The sequence below is a fragment of the Paenibacillus sanfengchensis genome (assembly GCF_036864765.1).
Lineage (GTDB): Bacteria > Bacillota > Bacilli > Paenibacillales > Paenibacillaceae > Fontibacillus > Fontibacillus sanfengchensis.
Genome location: NZ_JBAGJC010000017.1, coordinates 26,922 through 44,213 on the forward strand (window position 1 = coordinate 26,922; position 17,292 = coordinate 44,213).

General features: G+C 53.3%; 18 protein-coding genes and 1 pseudogene. 13 read left to right on the plus strand and 6 right to left on the minus strand.

Annotation, left to right across the window (positions count from 1 at the left end):
- Window positions 1-85 precede the first annotated feature (85 nt).
- Both V4U84_RS23480 and V4U84_RS23485 read left to right on the plus strand, forming a co-directional pair.
- Complete coding sequence (locus V4U84_RS23480) at window positions 86-2,524, plus strand: S-layer homology domain-containing protein (RefSeq protein WP_334075804.1); 2,439 nt, start codon at window positions 86-88, stop codon at window positions 2,522-2,524.
- 238 nt (window positions 2,525-2,762) lie between these two features.
- Window positions 2,763-3,515, plus strand: a complete 753-nt coding sequence (locus tag V4U84_RS23485) for a MerR family transcriptional regulator (protein WP_334075803.1) — start codon at window positions 2,763-2,765, stop codon at window positions 3,513-3,515.
- 42 nt (window positions 3,516-3,557) lie between these two features.
- Here the strand turns inward: V4U84_RS23485 and V4U84_RS23490 are convergent.
- Window positions 3,558-3,728: pseudogene (locus V4U84_RS23490) on the minus strand (MazG-like family protein); the annotation flags it as partial.
- Between the two features lie 180 nt (window positions 3,729-3,908).
- On the opposite strand from V4U84_RS23490, the gene V4U84_RS23495 reads away from it, so the two are divergent.
- Window positions 3,909-4,523: a DNA-3-methyladenine glycosylase family protein gene (locus V4U84_RS23495; protein WP_334075802.1), complete on the plus strand. Its 615-nt coding sequence runs from the start codon at window positions 3,909-3,911 to the stop codon at window positions 4,521-4,523.
- A gap of 43 nt (window positions 4,524-4,566) precedes the next feature.
- Here V4U84_RS23495 and V4U84_RS23500 read toward each other — a convergent pair whose 3' ends face one another.
- Both V4U84_RS23500 and V4U84_RS23505 read right to left on the minus strand, forming a co-directional pair.
- On the minus strand, window positions 4,567-5,076 hold the full coding sequence (locus V4U84_RS23500) for a methylated-DNA--[protein]-cysteine S-methyltransferase (RefSeq protein WP_334075801.1): 510 nt from the start codon (window positions 5,074-5,076) through the stop codon (window positions 4,567-4,569).
- Between the two features lies 1 nt (window position 5,077).
- Window positions 5,078-5,647: a bifunctional transcriptional activator/DNA repair enzyme AdaA gene (locus tag V4U84_RS23505; protein WP_334075800.1), complete on the minus strand. Its 570-nt coding sequence runs from the start codon at window positions 5,645-5,647 to the stop codon at window positions 5,078-5,080.
- A gap of 124 nt (window positions 5,648-5,771) precedes the next feature.
- On the opposite strand from V4U84_RS23505, the gene V4U84_RS23510 reads away from it, so the two are divergent.
- Together V4U84_RS23510 and nagZ are read left to right on the plus strand one after the other, a co-directional pair.
- Window positions 5,772-6,299, plus strand: coding sequence for a hypothetical protein (locus V4U84_RS23510; RefSeq protein WP_334075799.1), 528 nt, complete (start codon window positions 5,772-5,774; stop codon window positions 6,297-6,299).
- An 18-nt stretch (window positions 6,300-6,317) separates the two neighbouring features.
- The gene (nagZ, locus tag V4U84_RS23515; RefSeq protein WP_334075798.1) at window positions 6,318-7,634 is read left to right on the plus strand and encodes a beta-N-acetylhexosaminidase; all 1,317 of its coding nucleotides are present in this window, start codon (window positions 6,318-6,320) and stop codon (window positions 7,632-7,634) included.
- On the opposite strand, the gene V4U84_RS23520 is transcribed toward nagZ, so the two are convergent.
- Entirely contained in the window at window positions 7,631-7,939 is a 309-nt protein-coding gene (locus tag V4U84_RS23520) for an MGMT family protein (protein ID WP_334075797.1), read from the minus strand. The two genes, nagZ and V4U84_RS23520, sit on opposite strands and share 4 nt — an antisense overlap.
- A gap of 63 nt (window positions 7,940-8,002) precedes the next feature.
- On the opposite strand from V4U84_RS23520, the gene V4U84_RS23525 reads away from it, so the two are divergent.
- The 5 genes from V4U84_RS23525 to V4U84_RS23545 all read left to right on the plus strand — a co-directional run bounded on the left by V4U84_RS23525 (window position 8,003) and on the right by V4U84_RS23545 (window position 11,348).
- Window positions 8,003-8,557, plus strand: a complete 555-nt coding sequence (locus V4U84_RS23525) for a GNAT family N-acetyltransferase (protein WP_334075796.1) — start codon at window positions 8,003-8,005, stop codon at window positions 8,555-8,557.
- A 37-nt stretch (window positions 8,558-8,594) separates the two neighbouring features.
- Window positions 8,595-9,116 carry a GNAT family N-acetyltransferase gene (locus V4U84_RS23530; protein ID WP_334075795.1) on the plus strand — a complete coding sequence of 174 codons (522 nt, stop codon included), beginning with the start codon at window positions 8,595-8,597 and terminating at the stop codon, window positions 9,114-9,116.
- Between the two features lie 87 nt (window positions 9,117-9,203).
- Window positions 9,204-9,953: a DUF1361 domain-containing protein gene (locus V4U84_RS23535; protein WP_334075794.1), complete on the plus strand. Its 750-nt coding sequence runs from the start codon at window positions 9,204-9,206 to the stop codon at window positions 9,951-9,953.
- A gap of 90 nt (window positions 9,954-10,043) precedes the next feature.
- Window positions 10,044-10,718: a potassium channel family protein gene (locus tag V4U84_RS23540; RefSeq protein ID WP_334075793.1), complete on the plus strand. Its 675-nt coding sequence runs from the start codon at window positions 10,044-10,046 to the stop codon at window positions 10,716-10,718.
- A 30-nt stretch (window positions 10,719-10,748) separates the two neighbouring features.
- On the plus strand, window positions 10,749-11,348 hold the full coding sequence (locus tag V4U84_RS23545) for a GNAT family N-acetyltransferase (protein WP_334075792.1): 600 nt from the start codon (window positions 10,749-10,751) through the stop codon (window positions 11,346-11,348).
- A gap of 103 nt (window positions 11,349-11,451) precedes the next feature.
- Here the strand turns inward: V4U84_RS23545 and V4U84_RS23550 are convergent, their stop codons facing one another.
- Together V4U84_RS23550 and V4U84_RS23555 are read right to left on the minus strand one after the other, a co-directional pair.
- The gene (locus V4U84_RS23550) at window positions 11,452-12,261 is read right to left on the minus strand and encodes a histidinol-phosphatase (protein ID WP_334075791.1); all 810 of its coding nucleotides are present in this window, start codon (window positions 12,259-12,261) and stop codon (window positions 11,452-11,454) included.
- Window positions 12,262-12,300: 39 nt separating this feature from the next.
- The gene (locus V4U84_RS23555; protein ID WP_334075790.1) at window positions 12,301-13,203 is read right to left on the minus strand and encodes a LysR family transcriptional regulator; all 903 of its coding nucleotides are present in this window, start codon (window positions 13,201-13,203) and stop codon (window positions 12,301-12,303) included.
- A 238-nt stretch (window positions 13,204-13,441) separates the two neighbouring features.
- Here V4U84_RS23555 and V4U84_RS23560 point away from each other — a divergent pair, with 238 nt between their 5' ends.
- The 3 genes from V4U84_RS23560 to V4U84_RS23570 all read left to right on the plus strand — a co-directional run bounded on the left by V4U84_RS23560 (window position 13,442) and on the right by V4U84_RS23570 (window position 17,216).
- Window positions 13,442-13,897: a chemotaxis protein CheX gene (locus V4U84_RS23560; protein WP_334075789.1), complete on the plus strand. Its 456-nt coding sequence runs from the start codon at window positions 13,442-13,444 to the stop codon at window positions 13,895-13,897.
- 33 nt (window positions 13,898-13,930) lie between these two features.
- Window positions 13,931-14,707, plus strand: coding sequence for an SDR family NAD(P)-dependent oxidoreductase (locus V4U84_RS23565; RefSeq protein WP_334075788.1), 777 nt, complete (start codon window positions 13,931-13,933; stop codon window positions 14,705-14,707).
- 712 nt (window positions 14,708-15,419) lie between these two features.
- A complete protein-coding gene (locus tag V4U84_RS23570; protein ID WP_334075787.1) occupies window positions 15,420-17,216 on the plus strand; it encodes an Ig-like domain-containing protein in 1,797 nt (598 codons plus the stop codon).
- Window positions 17,217-17,292: the final 76 nt, after the last annotated feature.

Genomic DNA, 17,292 nt, shown 5'->3' on the forward strand with positions numbered 1-17,292 from the left:
TGCATCCCGTAGGATAATTATGGCAATCCGGTGCCAATCCCGCTAAAATGGAAGAGAGTAAGCAATTTTGAAAGGTTGGGATTATGTGACTAAGAAAAGGTCCAAAGACTATAAGCTCGCTGCCAAAGCGGCGTGCACCGGAATAGTAGCGATTTCCTTGCTGGTGCCTGCGGGTTGGGCTGGAGCCGAGGCCGTGCATAAAAGCACGAAAACCACATCTATAACGGTGACAGACGACGGGGCCAGTGCGCCAAGCGGTATTCCCTTGGATCATCTCTCCGACGGGATGAAGCTAAAGATCGCCTCCGGGGAAGTACCGATGCCGGGCACGGAGACGCCGGACCCCGCATTGGCCAAGTTTTCCAAGGAACAGGCCGTGGCCAAAATCAAGGAGCTTTTCCCGGATTTAAAAAACTATGAGGCGGAACGGATTGAACTGGGGATCACGAACGTTTTTCCTCGTCCGGCCAATCAGATGGTGTGGAACATCAACTGGAGTTTCCGCGACGGTAACACCTATCATGGGTTTGATTCGCAGGTGGACGCGATAACGGGAGATTTGATCAGTACATATCTTTCGATCCCGAACGATAAGAACGAAACGTACTACCCGCACAAGCTGACGCGGGAAGAAGCGTTGGAGAAAGCCAAGGCGTTCATATCCAAAGCCGCGCCCTCCGTTTCGCTCCAGGATTTGAAGGCGGAGGACACCGATGTGTGGGGCAGGGGGTCATCCTTGTTTGGCCCGATGGAATACAATTTTCATTTCAATTTGCTGCATAAGGGGATACCGACCTCATCCGAATACTTATATGTAGTCATTGACGGGAACGGACAGGTCACTTCTTTTTCGAAATCGCCGGAACGGCCGGTGTACCCCGAAGCCGCACCAACAGTCGCCCCGACGGAGGCGGAGCAGGTCTTCAAAAAACAATTGGACGTGGAGTTGGCCTATCATCCTGTCTATAAGAACTCGGAAATCACGGGCTGGGTTCTTGGCTGGCAGCCGAGCGAACCCTCGTCTTATCCCATTGATGCCATCACCGGGAAGCGTTTCGATTACCAAGGCGCGGACATATCGGAGGCACCTCGGGTTTATACGCCGATTCCGGCCGGAAAGAAGACTTTTGCTCCCCATAAAACGGGAAAAGAACTGACCGCCGACGAGGCGGTAAATGTGGTGAAGAAGGCGGCCAAGATTCCGGAAGGGCGTACGCTATCCTACTCCAGACTCGATACGGATTACATGAATTCCGAGCGGAAGATTTGGCGGATCACCTGGGATGAACAAGGCGGAAAGTACAACGTGAACACGACTCCGGCACAGACCACTGCGGAAGTCGATGCCTTAACCGGGCAACTGCTTGAATTCCGGATGGAAGAATTCGGCGCGCAAACCGCTGGAACGACGGCGGCCTCCAAGGCGGCGCAAGCGTCCACACTGTCGAAGGAAGCGGCGAAGCGGCGAGCGTTTGAAGTGGTGAATCAACTGGTCCCGGACGCCACCCTTCTTTATAAACTGGTGGAGCAGGAAGGCGAGGATCATCTCACGGAAAATAAAGCAGGCTACCGCTATTCTTTCAGACGCTTCATCAAAGACATTCCGGTGAACAGCCGAGACTTGACAGTGAACTTGGATCTGAACGGCGAACTGCAGTATTTTGGCATCGGCCGCGAGACGGGAGTGGAGAAATTGACCGGGGAACAGGCGGCCAAAATCTCGAAAGAAGAGGCCCTTAAGGCCTTCCAGGATCAATATGGCGCAAAACTGCAGTATTTACAAACGGGCGGTCATTACGCGGATAACACCTATGTGAAAGAAAAGATCAGGTTGGCTTATGTGACCGAACTCAAAGGCCCCGCAAAGGACGGCCAGATTCTTGATGCAATGACCGGGCAATGGGTCACGGTGTTTGAGAATGGAGCCGGAGCCGGTTCCAAGTCCGAACCTTCCGATCTGAAAGGGCATCGGGCGGAAGAAGAACTAACCGCACTGCTTCAATACAACATTATTTCTCCCGACCCGAACGGGCACATCAAGCCGGATGAAGAAATCGCGGCCGGAGAGTGGCTGACGATGATGGCGAAGGCCGTATCTCCTTATGAATTGAATTATGGACTTAACCAACCGGCGCAATCGAAGGCTGTATCCGCCATCCCTGCCGACAGTCCGTATTATAACGGGGCAGTCTATGCCGCGGAGCGGAAATGGATTAATCCCGAGGAGGAATTCGATGCCGAGGCGAAACTGACACGGGAACAGCTGGCCGTCATGCTGGCCTCGATTGCCAAGTATAACAAGCTGGCCTCATTTTTGAAGGAAGATGAGAGCCTCAATACATTCGCCGATAAAGAAGACATCAAGCATAAGGGAGAGGTGGCCCTGGCCATAAAGCTGGGGCTTCTGCAGGGACAAAACGGCCGGTTTAACCCCGCCGGAAAGGTCACCCGGGCCGAGGCCGCGTCGGTGATCATGACCTTGGTGAAGTTGCAGGGCAAGATGGATCAATCCGTCATGCAATAAACTGGAAGAGGGAGGAATCCGCGAAGATTCCTCCCTTTTTTTGGCTGACGTACCGGCTCCGGAACAGCTTAAAGGGGTTGGTTTTCAACATAATAAACGGCCTACTCGGTTATTTTGTCCGAATCAGCGTAAGCTCTGACCCAAGAGGAGGGTCAAGGGGAGAGACGGATGATTTTAAAATGTTTGACTCTTACCTTAGGGGAGGGGCTAAGCTGGATATCGAAAGGAGTGAGGCGTGATGTATCTTTCAGTAAAAGAAGTCGCCGAATTGGCGAAGGTCACGGTAAAAACGCTGCATCATTATCACAAAATCGGACTGCTGGTCCCGGCGGAAATCACGGAGGCTGGCTACCGATTGTACGGTGATAAGGAGTTGGAGCGGCTTCAGCAAATTATGTTTTATCGGGAATTGGACCTTTCCCTGGAACAAATCAAGGAGCTGCTTGCGGAGCGGACGAATCGGAGAGCCATATTGACGGAGCAAAAAGAACTGCTCTTGCGGAAGCAACAGAAACTGGGAACCATTCTTTCGACTTTGGAACAATCGATCGTTGCGGCGGATCGCGGCGAGCCGATGGATCGGCGGAATATGTTCCGCGGTTTTGACAGCGAAGCGGCTTGGGCCGAGGCGCTGGAGGAGCAAAATCGGCATTTAAAAGAGAATTACGGCGTGGATTTGTTGGAACAGGGACGGATCGATGTTCCGGAGTTAAACGAGCAGGCTGCGGAAGCGGCGGATTTTATGGCCCGGATGGCCGAAGCGCTTAAGGAGGGACTTAAGCACAATGATGAGAGGGTCGGGCGGCTGATTCGCCGTCATTTGGTCTTTCTGGAGCAGCATGGTCTTCCCGCCTCGGTAACGGATTTCGTGCATCAGACCCGCTTTTTCCGGGAGGACGACTTTCACAGAGGTATGCTGGAGGGACAGCAAACCGGCCTGGCTTACTATCTGGCTGCCGCGGCGGAATCGCTGATGGACCCGGAATTCTAGCGGAAATGATAGCGCCTATTCGAGTATTTTGCCAGCTGAGAAGCCCGGGGCTTCATCCGGACGGTCTCTGCCGATTTCCAAAGCTCTGATGGCCCGGGCTACCTCCCCTGTCTCTTCCGCCAAAAAGCCGATCCTAATAAAAATATCCAGCTCGGACCAGCCTCTGGATTCATAGTAGTCTTTCACCCATTCTTGAAATGCGGTCACGTCCATTCTAGTTTTCCTCCCCTTCTGGCGCCAACTTATAGAGGCCAGCCTTTCGTTTGCGCTCATTAGCTTACCACAGAACCGGAGGGAACAGGAAATTCGTTATCTTGCCTTTTTACTCGCCAAAAGGTATTTTCCATCCCATGATCCGTTATAGTTAGAGATATAAGAGGAGGAGATCGTGAGATGAGTGCCCCACCTATTCAATATTTCGACTATGGTCAGGAGCAAATCGATTACTTGAAACGGGCGGATCCGGTTTTGGGGGAAGCGATAGCCAGACTGGGCCGCCCGGAGAGACCCGTCAACCCGGACCTGTTTACCGCGCTTGTACACGCCATCATCGGCCAGTTGATCTCAACGAAGGCGGTAAATACGATTTGGGGCCGCATGCAGGAGAGGTTTGGCGGGATTTCCCCGGCAAGCCTGGCGTCCCGTTCGGCGGACGAGATACAGGGCTGCGGCATGACGATGAAAAAAGCGATTTGTATTTGGGAAATCGCCCGAAAGGCCGCGGAAGGCGAACTGGATTTCAGCGGCTTTTCCCGGCTCGGAGATGAGGAAGTCATCCTCGAGTTAATGCGGTTAAAAGGGGTTGGCCGCTGGACGGCGGAAATGCTGCTCCTGCACAGTCTGGAGCGGCCGGATGTCGTCAGTTGGGGTGACCTGGCGATCCGCCGGGGAATGATGAGGCTGTACGGGCTGACCTCCTTGACGAAGCCCCAGTTCGACGCCTATCGCGCGCGGTATTCGCCCTATGGCTCCGTGGCCTCCATTTATTTGTGGGAGCTGTCGGTCTAGCCGACCGTTTGGTTGGGGGGCATAATCATAAAGCCTCAAAGCCTCACTTTCGTTCCAACTCCAACAGCCTGGCCTTCATCTCGAGGCCCCCGCGGTATCCGGTCAGGGCGCCGTTTTTGCCCACGACGCGGTGGCAAGGTACGGTAATGAGCACCGGATTGGCGCCGATGGCCGACCCGACCGCGCGAACGGAAGAAGGCTTGCCGATGAGCGCCGCAATGTCGGAATAGGACGAGGTCTGCCCGTAAGGGATTTGGCACAGCGCGGCCCAGACCGCCGACTGAAACGCCGTACCCCGCAGATCGTAAGGAACGCTAAAGCGGCTGAGGCGTCCTTGAAAATAGGCCGTAAGCTCCGCGGCGTAAGGTCGGAGCCGCACTTCGTCATGGACCAGGACGGCGCGGGGGAACCGGCGGTTGACCCAGTCTTCCAGTTCTTGAAAATCCGCGCCCTGTGATCCTACGTAACAGAGCCCTTGCTCCGTGGCCGCGAGATAAAGGCCCCAATCTTCAAATTGATAATGCATCCAGTAGATGGACGGGGTAAGTTTCATTTTAAAAGCCTCCTTGAACCGGCGGAATTGACGAATGGCGAAAACCGGCCGGCGTATGGCCGGTGTTTTTTTTGAACAAGGTGATGAAATAAGGAGTATTTGCCAATCCTACATGGCACCCGACGTCGGAAACCGGCAGGTCCGTTGCCAGCAGCAGTGTCTTGGCCCGTTCCACGCGTACCGTCTGTATATACTCCAGCGGGGTGATTCCTTTCACCCTTTTAAAAGTCCGGTGCAGATGATAAGGACTGCCGTGGCACAGCTCGGCGAGCGAATGGAGCGTTAAAGCTTCATGAGGATGCTCGTCGATGTATTCCGTCACGACCGCCACCCACTCTTCATCCGGCAGCCGGCTGCCGGTGGGTTTACAGCGTTTGCACGGGCGAAATCCCGCGGAGATCGCTTCATCCGGGCTGGCAAAGATCGTGATGTTTTCCCTTTTGGGCGGCCGGGACTTGCAGGAAGGACGGCAGAAGATCCCCGTCGTCTTGACCGCATAATAGAATTGTCCGTCGCTCGCGGCGTCGTTTTCGATAATGGCCCGCCAGCGTTCATGCGTAACCTCGCTCATTTCGTTCACCTCTCTGGTCCCCATTATACCTCGATCCGCGTGCGAATGTACGCGCTTTGGGATAGAATAGCAAGATAACGAAACAGAATATATTTTAACGAAAATGAACTGGAGGACCGAGGCGATGAGACGAAATAACATTCAGGTTCCCTACGGCTATGAACCGCCAGTACGGCAGCGCAAAGGCACGCTGATCTTTTACGATGCTTTCGAACAAGTGACATCGGAAGATTTGGATGCGGCCGCGGCGGTGGCAGAGCAAAGGGCGTTTGAGCGGCTGGTGCTTTACCCGCTCCACGAGGAAACCGTCAGAAGAATGACGAAGGATCCGGTGCGTTCTTTTTATAAGCGAGAGGACGAGTTGCATGAATGGAAGCGCGGGCAGAACAGGCCCGACATTTCCATCGAAGGCTGGGAAGGCAAACGCAAAAAGTACACGCCGATCGACTCGGCGCTCCGATATTTAACGGAGAAGTATCCATCTCCTTACTTTCTTTATCTCACACCGGAGATGGGGAACCTGTTTGCGTCGTTCTCCTCCTTCGAGGAATGGATCGTAAACATCCGGCTGTTGTTCACGGAAGAACCGGAGACGCTTCATCCCCGGCTGGAAAAATTCCGCCACCGTTGGAGTGTCGCTTCCGGGGAATAAAGGAGGGAGGATATGGTTATGACACCAAGTGGGAAACTTAGGTACGCCATTCTTATCCTCTTCGCACTGGTCCTGGCCCTTGGCGGCTGCTCGGACCGGGGGGCTCCCGAACCGGTGCGGAATGGAACGAGGGCGGCTTCGCAGCGGGCCGATGCCGCCCAGCCGGGCCAACCCGAAGCGACGAGCCCCCGGCCGGAGACCCAAGATCCGCCGGAGCCGGAGCCAGGTCCAGCCGATGCCGCCAGGGAACTGTTGAAGCGGATGACCACGGCGGAAAAAATCGGGCAGTTGATCCTCGTCGGCCTGGAAGGAACGAAGACGGATGAGCATACCCGAGCATTTATCGAGGACTATCATGTCGGAGGTTTTATTTTTTACAAGGACAATATCAAAACGAGCCGCCAATCCCTGGCCTTGTTCAACCAGCTCAAAAAAGACAATGCCGCCAACCCGGTTCCCCTGTTCTTGAGCGTGGATGAGGAAGGCGGGCGGGTTTCCCGGATGCCCGGCGATTTCGGCGACATTCCGTCCGCCGCGGTCATCGGAGGAACGGAACAAGTGGAAGCGTCGGAAGCTTTTTATCGCCTGATCGGGGAGGAATTGGCCGGCTTTGGCCTGAATATGGATTTCGCCCCGGTGCTTGATATTCACAGCAATCCCGCCAATCCGGTGATCGGAGACCGTTCCTTCGGAAGTACGGCCCAGCGGGTCAGCGGAATGGGGGTAGCCGCCATGAACGGCTTGAAGGCGGAAGGCGTGATTCCCGTCATCAAACATTTCCCCGGTCACGGCGACACCTCGGTGGACTCCCATCTTGGGCTTCCCGTGCTCTCCCACGATCTGAACAGGCTGCGCGAACTTGAGCTCCTTCCTTTTCGGGATGCGATCCGCGAAGGGGCCGACGTCGTGATGATCGCGCATTTGCTGCTGCCGAAGCTGGACCCGAAAGCCCCGGCCTCCTTCTCCGAGCCGATCATTCATGACCTGCTCCGCACGGAACTGGATTTTCAAGGCGTGGTCATTTCCGATGATCTGACGATGGGAGCAATTACGCAGCATTACGAAATCGATGAAGCGGCGGTCCGCTTTATCAAGGCCGGCGGGAATATCGCCTTGGTTGGGCATGATCCGGACAGGCAGCAGGCCGTGATCCGGGCGATCATGCGGGCGGTCGAACAGGGGGAGATCAGCGGGAAAATGCTGGACGAACGGGTCTACCCGATTTTACAGCTGAAAATAAAATACGGCTTGACCGACCGGCCCGCACAGGGGCCTGATCAGAAAGCCGTAAATGCAGGCATTGTGGAAGCACTGCGTCGATACGATATCCGCTAGGAGGGATGATGCTGATACACAGCGAGATCAATGCGGCCTTCCCCGGTCACCTCGACCCCTTCTCCTTCGAGAAACATTTTTTGCAAAACAAAGCCTTCCTCCTCGCGAATCGCAATTTCCCCCTGGGCGTTGACGACCCGGTGCCAAGGCAGGCCGTGTTTGCCGCTCATCGAATGCAGAATTCGAACGACCTGTCTGGCGGCTCTGGGACTCCCCGCGGCTCCGGCGACTTGACCGTAAGTCATCACCTTGCCCGCCGGGATGGCGGAAATGATTTCAATCACTTGTGCGGTAAAAGGTTGCATTTGGATACTCCTTCAATTTATGGTGAGAGAAAATAATGTTGACGATAGAATTGAGGGAAAACTATGGAATCTATTTTACACTCGGAACGCCTGTTGATGAAAGTGTTGGATGAAGCCGCCGCTGCGGAGGTTTTGGACTATGTCCGGCGCAACCGTGAATTCCTGGAGCCATGGGAGCGGGAGAAAGAGGAAGATTATTACACGCTGGATTATCAAAAAGAGCTGCTGGCCAAAGAACGACACCAACATGAAAAAGGGGATTTCTACAAAATGTGGATTTACCGGAAGGACCGGCCGGAGCGGATCATCGGTTCCGTGGCGCTCAGCAATATGGTATTCGGCGCCTTTCTGTCCTGCCATCTCGGATACAGGCTGGATCGGGAGGAACAAAAGCAGGGGTTCATGACGGAAGCGGTAGAGGCCACCGTCCAATATGCCTTCCAAGCGTTGGGGCTGCACCGCATCGAGGCGAATATTATGCCGAGGAATGCGGCCTCCCTCCGCGTTGTCGAAAAGCTGGGCTTCTATAACGAAGGACTGGCCTTGAAATATCTGAAAATCCATAGGAAATGGGAGGATCACCTTCACATGGTTTTGCGGAACGAGGCCTTGGAATAGGAACAATGGATTTTGGGAGAGGGGAAGGAAACCTGATATGAGAGAGGAACCACAAATTAAGTTTCGCAAAGTCACTGAAGCGGATGCCGAGGCCTATCTGGAACTGCGCTGTCGTCTGGACCGGGAAACGGAGTTTATGCTGCTTATGCCGAACGAGCGTGTAACTACGCTGGAGCAGGAGAGAAATCGACTGGTTTCGCTGTTGGAGCAGGGGACCTCCATGATCTTTGCGGCTGAAGCGCAGGGGCAATGGATCGGCTATTTGGGCGCATTCGGATCGAATTATAAGCGAAACAAACACGCGGTAAGCCTGGTGCTGGGCATTTTGCAGGCCTATTCGAGAAGAGGCGTGGGGACGCGCCTGTTTGCCGAACTGGAACTGTGGGCCCGAGAACGGGGCATTCACCGGCTGGAGCTTACGGTGATGGCTCACAATGAGGCGGCTATCGCCCTGTACAAGAAATGCGGATTCGAGGTCGAGGGTGTTCGAAAGCATGCGATACGGCTCGGAGACCGGTATGTCGACGAGCTTTACATGGCCAAGCTGCTCCCTCTTTAGCCGTAACTTTCGGCCTTGCCCAGACGTATATAGGCTGTAAATAAGCGATGGACGTTACAAACAAGGCTGACAAGGGAGGAAACGACTTTGCAACATCCGCTTCGACAATTGGGTTATCCGGAAAAAGGGATATTATATGTTATTCTCCTGGCCGCCACCATGATCGGCATGAAATACGTAATTGAAGTAAGATTGCCGAGCGGAGGAAAGCCGCCCTATCTCTTCCTCGTCTGGAATACGTTTTTGGCCTGGATCCCTGCGGGGCTTGCGGTATTGCTTGACCTGGCCAGCCTGATGCGCCAGCGCGTGCTGAAGAGCGCGGTTATATTGTTCATCGGGCTATTGTGGCTGTTTTTTTATCCCAATGCGGCGTATATGGTGACCGACCTGCTGCATCCGTTTGCCCGTTATCCGGTCTCCGGTGGGGGACGATTCTGGTCGGATATGCTGTTCTGGGATCATTTGTATACGGTACTTTTCACGGCGCTGCTGGGATTGGCGCTGGGAACCGTTTCGCTGGCTTCCGTTCACGGACTGGTCCGGCGCTGGATCGGACCGGCCGCCGGTTGGATTTTTGCGATCTCAGTCCTGCTGCTCAGCAGCTTCGGGATTTACCTTGGCCGGTTTATCCGGTTCAACAGCTGGGATATTTGGCACCGTCCCCTCTATGTCCTCAGGGAAATGGTCGTCTATTTCACGAATTTGGACAATTTATGGCACGCTTTGACTTTTTGCAAATGGGTGTTTCTTATTACGGCGTTCAGCTACGCAGTTGCCTACTTTTTTGGCGCTTTCCGCCTCAAGCGGCAGCCGGTTCCGCCGCCGGAACAGAAATAAAAGACGCGCGGGATGCTCCGGATTTTTCCCTCCCCTGTTTGGGTAATGATAACTAGGTTCCCAAACGCGATAATAGGGGAGGGGATTTCTTTGCAATCCTGGGTGCTATGGATCAATGCGGCTGGCCTAATCGGCCTGATCCTGCTCTTTTACCTGCTCGATAAAAAACTGTCCAGCCGGGTGATCTTGCTGGCACCGATTCTGGTTTACGTCGCCGTCTCGCTGGAGGATTTGCTCGGCTTCGTTGATTTCGGTGCGGTTTTTCAATCCGAGGCGGCGTTAAGAGCCGTGATCTTGTTGTTTGTACTGGGATCGGTCATCTTCTATATTCTCTTCATTTTTCATGAGATCGCGGAGTCGGCCGTAAAGCGGGAGGTCAGTCTCAAGTCCGCCGTGATTCGGATCAGCATTGCCGCTATGAGCTGCATTGTTTTTTTTACAGTCGTGTATACTTCGATTTACAAGCTGTTCCAAGGTGCGAGCTTTGCGGGCGATCATATGGGGGAGGATACGCTTTCCCAATTGATTACATTCTTCTATTTCAGCGTAGCGACATTTACGACGGTAGGATACGGAGATATCAAAGCGGTGGACAATACGTCACGGCTGATCGTGGTGATGGAGATTTTTTTCAGCTTTATTACGGTCGCCTACGCGCTTTCGATGATCGGGGTGTTTCGGCAAATTTTCAATAAGGAGATGGGGAACAGCTCCGCGGATCGGATGAGCAACGAAAGGGAGCTTGAGGAAGACACCGGGGCATAGCCCGAAAAATCCGGAGAGGAGACGGTCGGTTTGGATTTGCGAAATCGCTTGAGGGAACAGTTTCCGGTGCTCGAAAGTGAACGTCTGCGGCTAAGAAAAATCGAGAGGGAGGATGCGGAACTGCTGTTCGCTTGTGTTAACGACCCTTTGGTAAGGCGCCATTCTTCCTTTCGGCAGGGGACGTTACTGTTTCCCGACCGCCTGTTTCGGTATTTTGACGAAACTTATCAAAGTCTGCGTGACCTTCACTTCGGGATCGAACGAAAGAATGAGAAGGGGCTGATCGGCATCTGCTCCTTGCAGTTTTGGGATCGGGAGGCCGGCAGGGCCCGATTGGGCTATCTGCTGGCTCCGAGCCGTTGGAACCGGGGCCTTGCCACCGAAGCGGCCCGGTCCGTGGTCCAATTCGGATTTGACACCTTGCGATTAAGCCGGATCGAGGCGAGATGCAGCATTCATAACCCGGCATCGGAAAGGGTGTTGCGAAAGTGCGGATTTGCGCCGGGCAGGAACGCGGGCGGGCGAATTCAACCCGATTTGGAGTACGGCAGCGCACCCGGGGATGAGATCCTTTTCTTTTATTTAAGCAAGCCGGCGAGCATTTGTTACACAAATGAAATATATCTGTGATCAATCTCTAATAGTCAGAGGGTAAACTTATTACATGACCCCCTTTTGAATATATTTGTCTCTTGGAATCCGGCGAGTAGCGTACGGGTTCCCTTTTTTTTGCCTACAGCGGGACGGGCATTCTCTCTTTGTTCTTATAATACACCCATTCGGTAAAGCCGATCTCTTTCAGACGCTTGGCCACATCCTCCCATTCATCGGCGACACGCTTCGGCGTATGGGCGTCGGACCCGAAAGTGACATCCACACCGAAAAATAACGCGCGCTCCAGAATTTCATCGGAAGGATACCAGCCCCCGGACAGCTTGGTTTTGCCTGACGTATTAATTTCGATCGCCACTTTGTTATCCGCAATGACCTGCAGGGTTTCATCGATCGCCACCGCGGCCGGAATGTCGGAAAAAGCGGGATAATTCCCTTTCATCGCATCGATATGGCCCAAAATCTGGAACATGCCGCTGCGGGCCGAATCCCGAATCAACGCATAGTAGGCTTCCTTATCCGCAATACGCTGCTGTTCATTCAGACCTTTCCAGCGTCTTTTGTTGAAAATACTGACTTCCTTCACGCTATGGACGGACCCGATAACGTAGTCGAAAGGATATTGGGCAAGGATTTGCCGGTAAGTCTCGGCATGAGCCGGAAAATAATCGGATTCGATCCCGAGCAGGACATCGATCTTCCCGGCATACTCCTCTTTCAGCTTCAGCACTTCATGGACATAATTGACGAATTCCTTCTTGGCCATGGCGATATGCGGAAAAGGGTGCTCTTCAAGGTTTCCGAAATAAGGCGTATGGTCGCTGATCCCGATCACCGCCAGGCCGGCCGCAATCCCGGCTTCCACATAGTCGCGGATGTTGCCGTCGGCATGGCCGCAGCGAAAGTGATGGGTATGCAAATCAAACTTCATGCTGTTATGCTCCTTCCTGGTTAACCTTCTGGCTGAAATTTACTCGGAACTGATAAAGCGGTTCTCCGGCATGCCTTTCAAGTCTCCGAGAAATTGCTGCATGGCCGAATTGACGTATCTGCTCGATTTGTAGATCACTCCCACCGGATGCGTGACTTCCAGTTCCGGTATCGGCACGACCTTTAAGGAGCCTTGACGCAGCTCCCTCAGGACGGACTGCTTCGAAATAATGGCCGCCCCCAGGTTGATCTCCACCATCCGTTTCACTTCCTCGCTGCTGGACAGCTCCATCACGATATGCGGCTCGATGTTGTGCTCCCGGAATACTTCATCCGCGAAGCGGCGTCCGACCGTGTCGGGGGACAGCATAATTAACGGCACTTCGCGCAGTGAATCGAGCGTGGGAATGGTTTTGCCGGCCAAGGGGTGGAGCGGAGAGACGACGAGCTCAAAAGTGTCGTAATAGAGCACCGTGGAAAGCACCTGCGGGTTGTTCTCGATCAAATAGCCGATCCCGATATCGACCAGACCCTGCTCCACATTTTGATAAATCAAACTGGAGGGCATCGACTGAATCGTTGTTTTGATCAGGGGAAACTGGTCCTGAAAATAGGACAGGATACGCGGCAAAATTTGAATGGCAATGGAGGTTGTTGTACCCAGGACGATATGCCCTTGTGGCGTATGTTCCAAATCGGTCAGTTTTTGCTTCAGCTCTTCGACAATATCCAGTATTTGCTCCGCTTTCTCCAGAAATACTTGCCCCCGGTCCGTTAGCGTGACCGGCTGATTCCGGTCGACCAGCACCGTGCGGAATTCATCCTCCAGGCTTTTGATCTGGGCGGAAACGGCGGGCTGCGTCAAATTCAGGAGTTCTCCGGCTTTACGGAAACTCTTTGTTTTCGAAATTGTGATCAGCGTTTCCAATTGACTGATATTCACCCGAATCCTCCTTTCCTCAAGGCTCTTCGTATTCATTAATTATAGAGGATTTTTTTAGGCTAAATCAATGACGCGGAGATGACAACCTTTCGCAGGAATTTCAGGATATAAGACTTACTCGATATCGATTGTTCGATTTTTAATGACTTATACCTAGGAATAAAGTATAATAAATTCCAAACTTGCTCGGGACTTTTGTAATACACCGTTAAACTTCTATGCGAAAAGGGGCGTAATAGTGAAAGCGGAAGTAATCAATCCTTTTCTGGAATCGGCTCGTACAGTAATTCAGCAAGTCGTTCAGGTCTCTCCTTCCACGGGAAGTCTGGGGGTCAAGGAAATCCGCCCGGTGGAGGATCATATTTGGATTCAAATCGACATGACGGGACATTTTAGCGGGATGGTGGTTTTCGGACTGCAGGAAGAAGTAGCCCTCCGGATCGTTTCGGCGATGATGGGCGGGTTTGTGCTGACGGAAATGGACGAAATGGGTCAAAGCGCGATCTCTGAATTGGGTAATATGATCAGCGGCAATGCCAGCACGATTTTGTCCAATCAAGGATATGTTGTGGATATTACGCCGCCGAAGGTGATCAAGAGCGAGGGCAACCCGGCCGCTCCCCGCAAGGCGCTTTGTATTCCGCTGTTGATGGACGGAATCGGCGAATTGGATATTCAGGTCATGATCTCCTAAAATAGAGGTAACTGATCTGAAGGGAAGGGTAGCATGTCGCTCAACAATAAAGTAATCGTCGTCACGGGCGCGTCCAGCGGCATCGGGGCTTTGGCCGCACGCATGCTGTCGGAACAGGGGGCTACGCTGGTGCTGGCGGCCAGGTCGGCGGATAAGCTGAAGGAAGTCAGTGCGGGAATGATGGGACCCAGCAGGACGGTGGAGCTCGATGTCGGCGACGAGGCATCCGTCGCAGCGGGCTTCAGGGACATCTACGCCGAGTTCGGGCGGGTCGATTGCCTCGTCAACAATGCGGGGTACGGGAAATTCACCGCCATTGACGAGATGCCGCTTCATGAGTTTGAAGCCATGATGAACGTGAACTATATGGGCATGGTCCGCTGCACGAAAGCGGTTTTGCCGCGGATGAAGGAGGCCGGGTCCGGCCGGATCGTGAATATCGCCTCCATTGCCGGTAAGATCGGAACGGCGAAATCTACGGCCTATACGGCCACGAAGCATGCCGTGCTGGGCTTCAGCAGCGCGCTTCGCCAGGAAGTCCGCCCTTACGGCATCACTGTGTCCACGATCAATCCGGGTCCGATCGATACGTCGTTTTTCTCGTTGGCCGACCCCGAGGGACATTACGTCAACAATGTCAAATGGTTCATGATGAAGCCCGAACGGGTGGCGAAGGCGATGGTTCATGCGGTTCGCACGGGAACGACGGAAATCAATCTGCCGTGGATCGCGGGGGCTGGAGCGAAATTTTATCAGATGTTCCCCCGTTTGGCGGATCGTCTCAGTTATCGCATGTTGAATAAGAAATAGAGTGAACACCGGCTGGTAGCAGTCGGTGTTTTTTTGGTCCGCCCGCAATGCGGATTAGCGGCCTTTTGGCCGCTTCGGTCCGGCGGCTCGGCTCACCCTGATAGGCCGAAATAGCCGCTATGGCTTCCGTTAGATTTTTCGATCAGCCTTCGGGCTGGGCGGAGCGCTCACGACAGTTGCTCTAACGGACGTAACAGACGCTATTTCGTCAGAAAAGGCTTCTGTTGGATCCTAACGGAAATAGTAGCGCCTATTTGCGGATTTCATCGCCTAACTGAGCTCATTTTGCCGAAATAGCAGCTACTGCGTCCGTTAGAATTGCCATTCGCCCTGATAGGCCGAAATAGCCGCTATGGCTTCCGTTAGATTTTTTGATCGGCCATCGGGCTGGTTGCAGCGCTCACGGTGGTTGCTCTAACGGACGTAACCTTGGCCCCTTTATTTCAAAGGCCCTTTGCGGGCTCATGGTCCCGTTGAGGCAAGGGCCGTGTCTATGGCGATGATTCGGGTGGTTAAGGAAGGGGCTATCCGGCCTTCTGTCCACGGATCCCGGGTTATCCGGAAGGCCTAGGATCGGCACGACAGGACCTCGCGGGAGAGTCCTAAAAAATTGAGTAATTGGAAGGATTTCCATAACTTTATATCCTTGTGAATAATGGAATGGCATTACATTGTTATTCCCAAATATTCCATTTTAGGAGGAGTGCAGTTCATGCGGAAATACCTGTACAAGCCCTTTGTCGTAATGCTTTCGTCCGTTCTACTTTGGATGGGGTGGACCGGAAGCGGTCACGCCGAGGCTCCGGAAGAAGCAGCTTCTGTGCAATGGTCGCATGAGTTGGAAGGCATCGATGTCTCGAAAACAGATGCGAAGGGAAGCGCTGTCACTAAGACCTCAGACGGAGGCTATGTTTTCGTAGGCTATCGTGGTTCCTCACTCACCGAGAAGGGGGCTTCCCATGTCGTTAAGGTAAACGGCAACGGTGAGATCGTTTGGAAAAAAGACATCGATGTGTTGGATCAACACGGAGAATATTCAACCAATAGAGCCTTTGCCGTGACGGAGACTTCCGACGGAAGTATCCTGATCGCCGGAGAACAAATCCGGGAAGATATTGACTGGAGGAGCCGTTCGGTTCCGTTTGTCTTTAAGCTGAGTCCCGACGGGGAATTGTTGTGGGAAAAAAATTATCCTGACCTCTCATACTACATTCAACAGGCGGAGCTGATCCAAAAAACCTCGGATGGAGGGGCGATCATCAGCGGGGAGGCCAGAACAGACAACTGGTATCCGACGCACACATTCCTTCTAAAAATAAATGCGGATGGAGATGCAGCCTGGTACGAAACTTATTCATTCGGGTTCTATACCTATTTTCATAACATGGTCGTCACTCCCGACGACGGAGTTATTGTAACCGGTGAGAAGGTAAGCTCCAGATGGGGCCTGAATAGTCATTGGTTCATAACCAAATTCGGCCCGGATGGAGATCAGGAGTGGCAAAAAATGAAGGAGACCGACGAAATTCGCGCGGTGGTCCCTTCCGAGGACGGAACCTTTTTGCTGACCAGATACAATTTGGAGGAGAAGAAATACTATCTTCAAAATATGACCGAAACCGGGGACATTTTGTGGGAAAAAGTTTCGGATGCGTTATCCGCTTCAGCGATCGGCGATATAGTTCAAGCTCAGCCTATGGAGGACGGGTTTGCCGTAATCTCCAACCAGTCTGCGGAACATGCCGGAAAGTCTTATAAATATCAAGTCACCTTGACGGATGAAAATGCGATTCCGATCAAAAAATACTTGTTCGGAACGCCCGAATTGTACATTTCACAAGGCGGCATCTCCCTGGATGACCGCGGCCTTGTCTACACGGGGACCCTCCTAACAATAACGGAAACGGGCTCTAAAACAACGTTTCCTTTGGCAAAAATCGCCGTGCCCGGCCAAGCCCCGACTAACCCGAAGTTTTCCAAGCTCCGGTTTCAAACGGATAAGCTTAAAGTAGCCGTCGGACAATCCACGGATAGCGTCGTTGAGGCGGTTTACTCCGACGCTACGGTAACGGACGTAACCTATTCCTCGAGCTACAATTCGCAGGACCCGGGCATTGCCAAAGTTGACCCGCTCGGAAATATTACCGGCATCAGCCCCGGAACGACGGTAATTACGGCAACCTATGAAGGATTGCAGGCCAGCGTAACGGTGGAAGTGGCGGAAAGACAAACGGGCCCCGGATGCTTTTTCCTCGATTCTGACGAATATTCCCTGTCGGTAGGAACCGAACTGGATATAGCCGCCTTTTACACGGATGAAACGGGCCTGACCTCCAAGGTTACGGAAGATACCGTGTTTGCTGCGGATAACCCTGCCGTCGCCGTCGTGGACGAGGCCGGGAATATTCGGGGAATTAGCCCCGGGGTAACGCAGATCACGGCAACTTTTAACGGACATACTTACAGAGCCAGCGTATGGGTGGTTCGTCCGTACACGCCAGATCACTAATCCAATAAAATAGTGCCGATGGAAAGGGACGCTGCGCGTTAATTGCGCAGCGTCCCTTTATTTTTCGGTCGGGCAA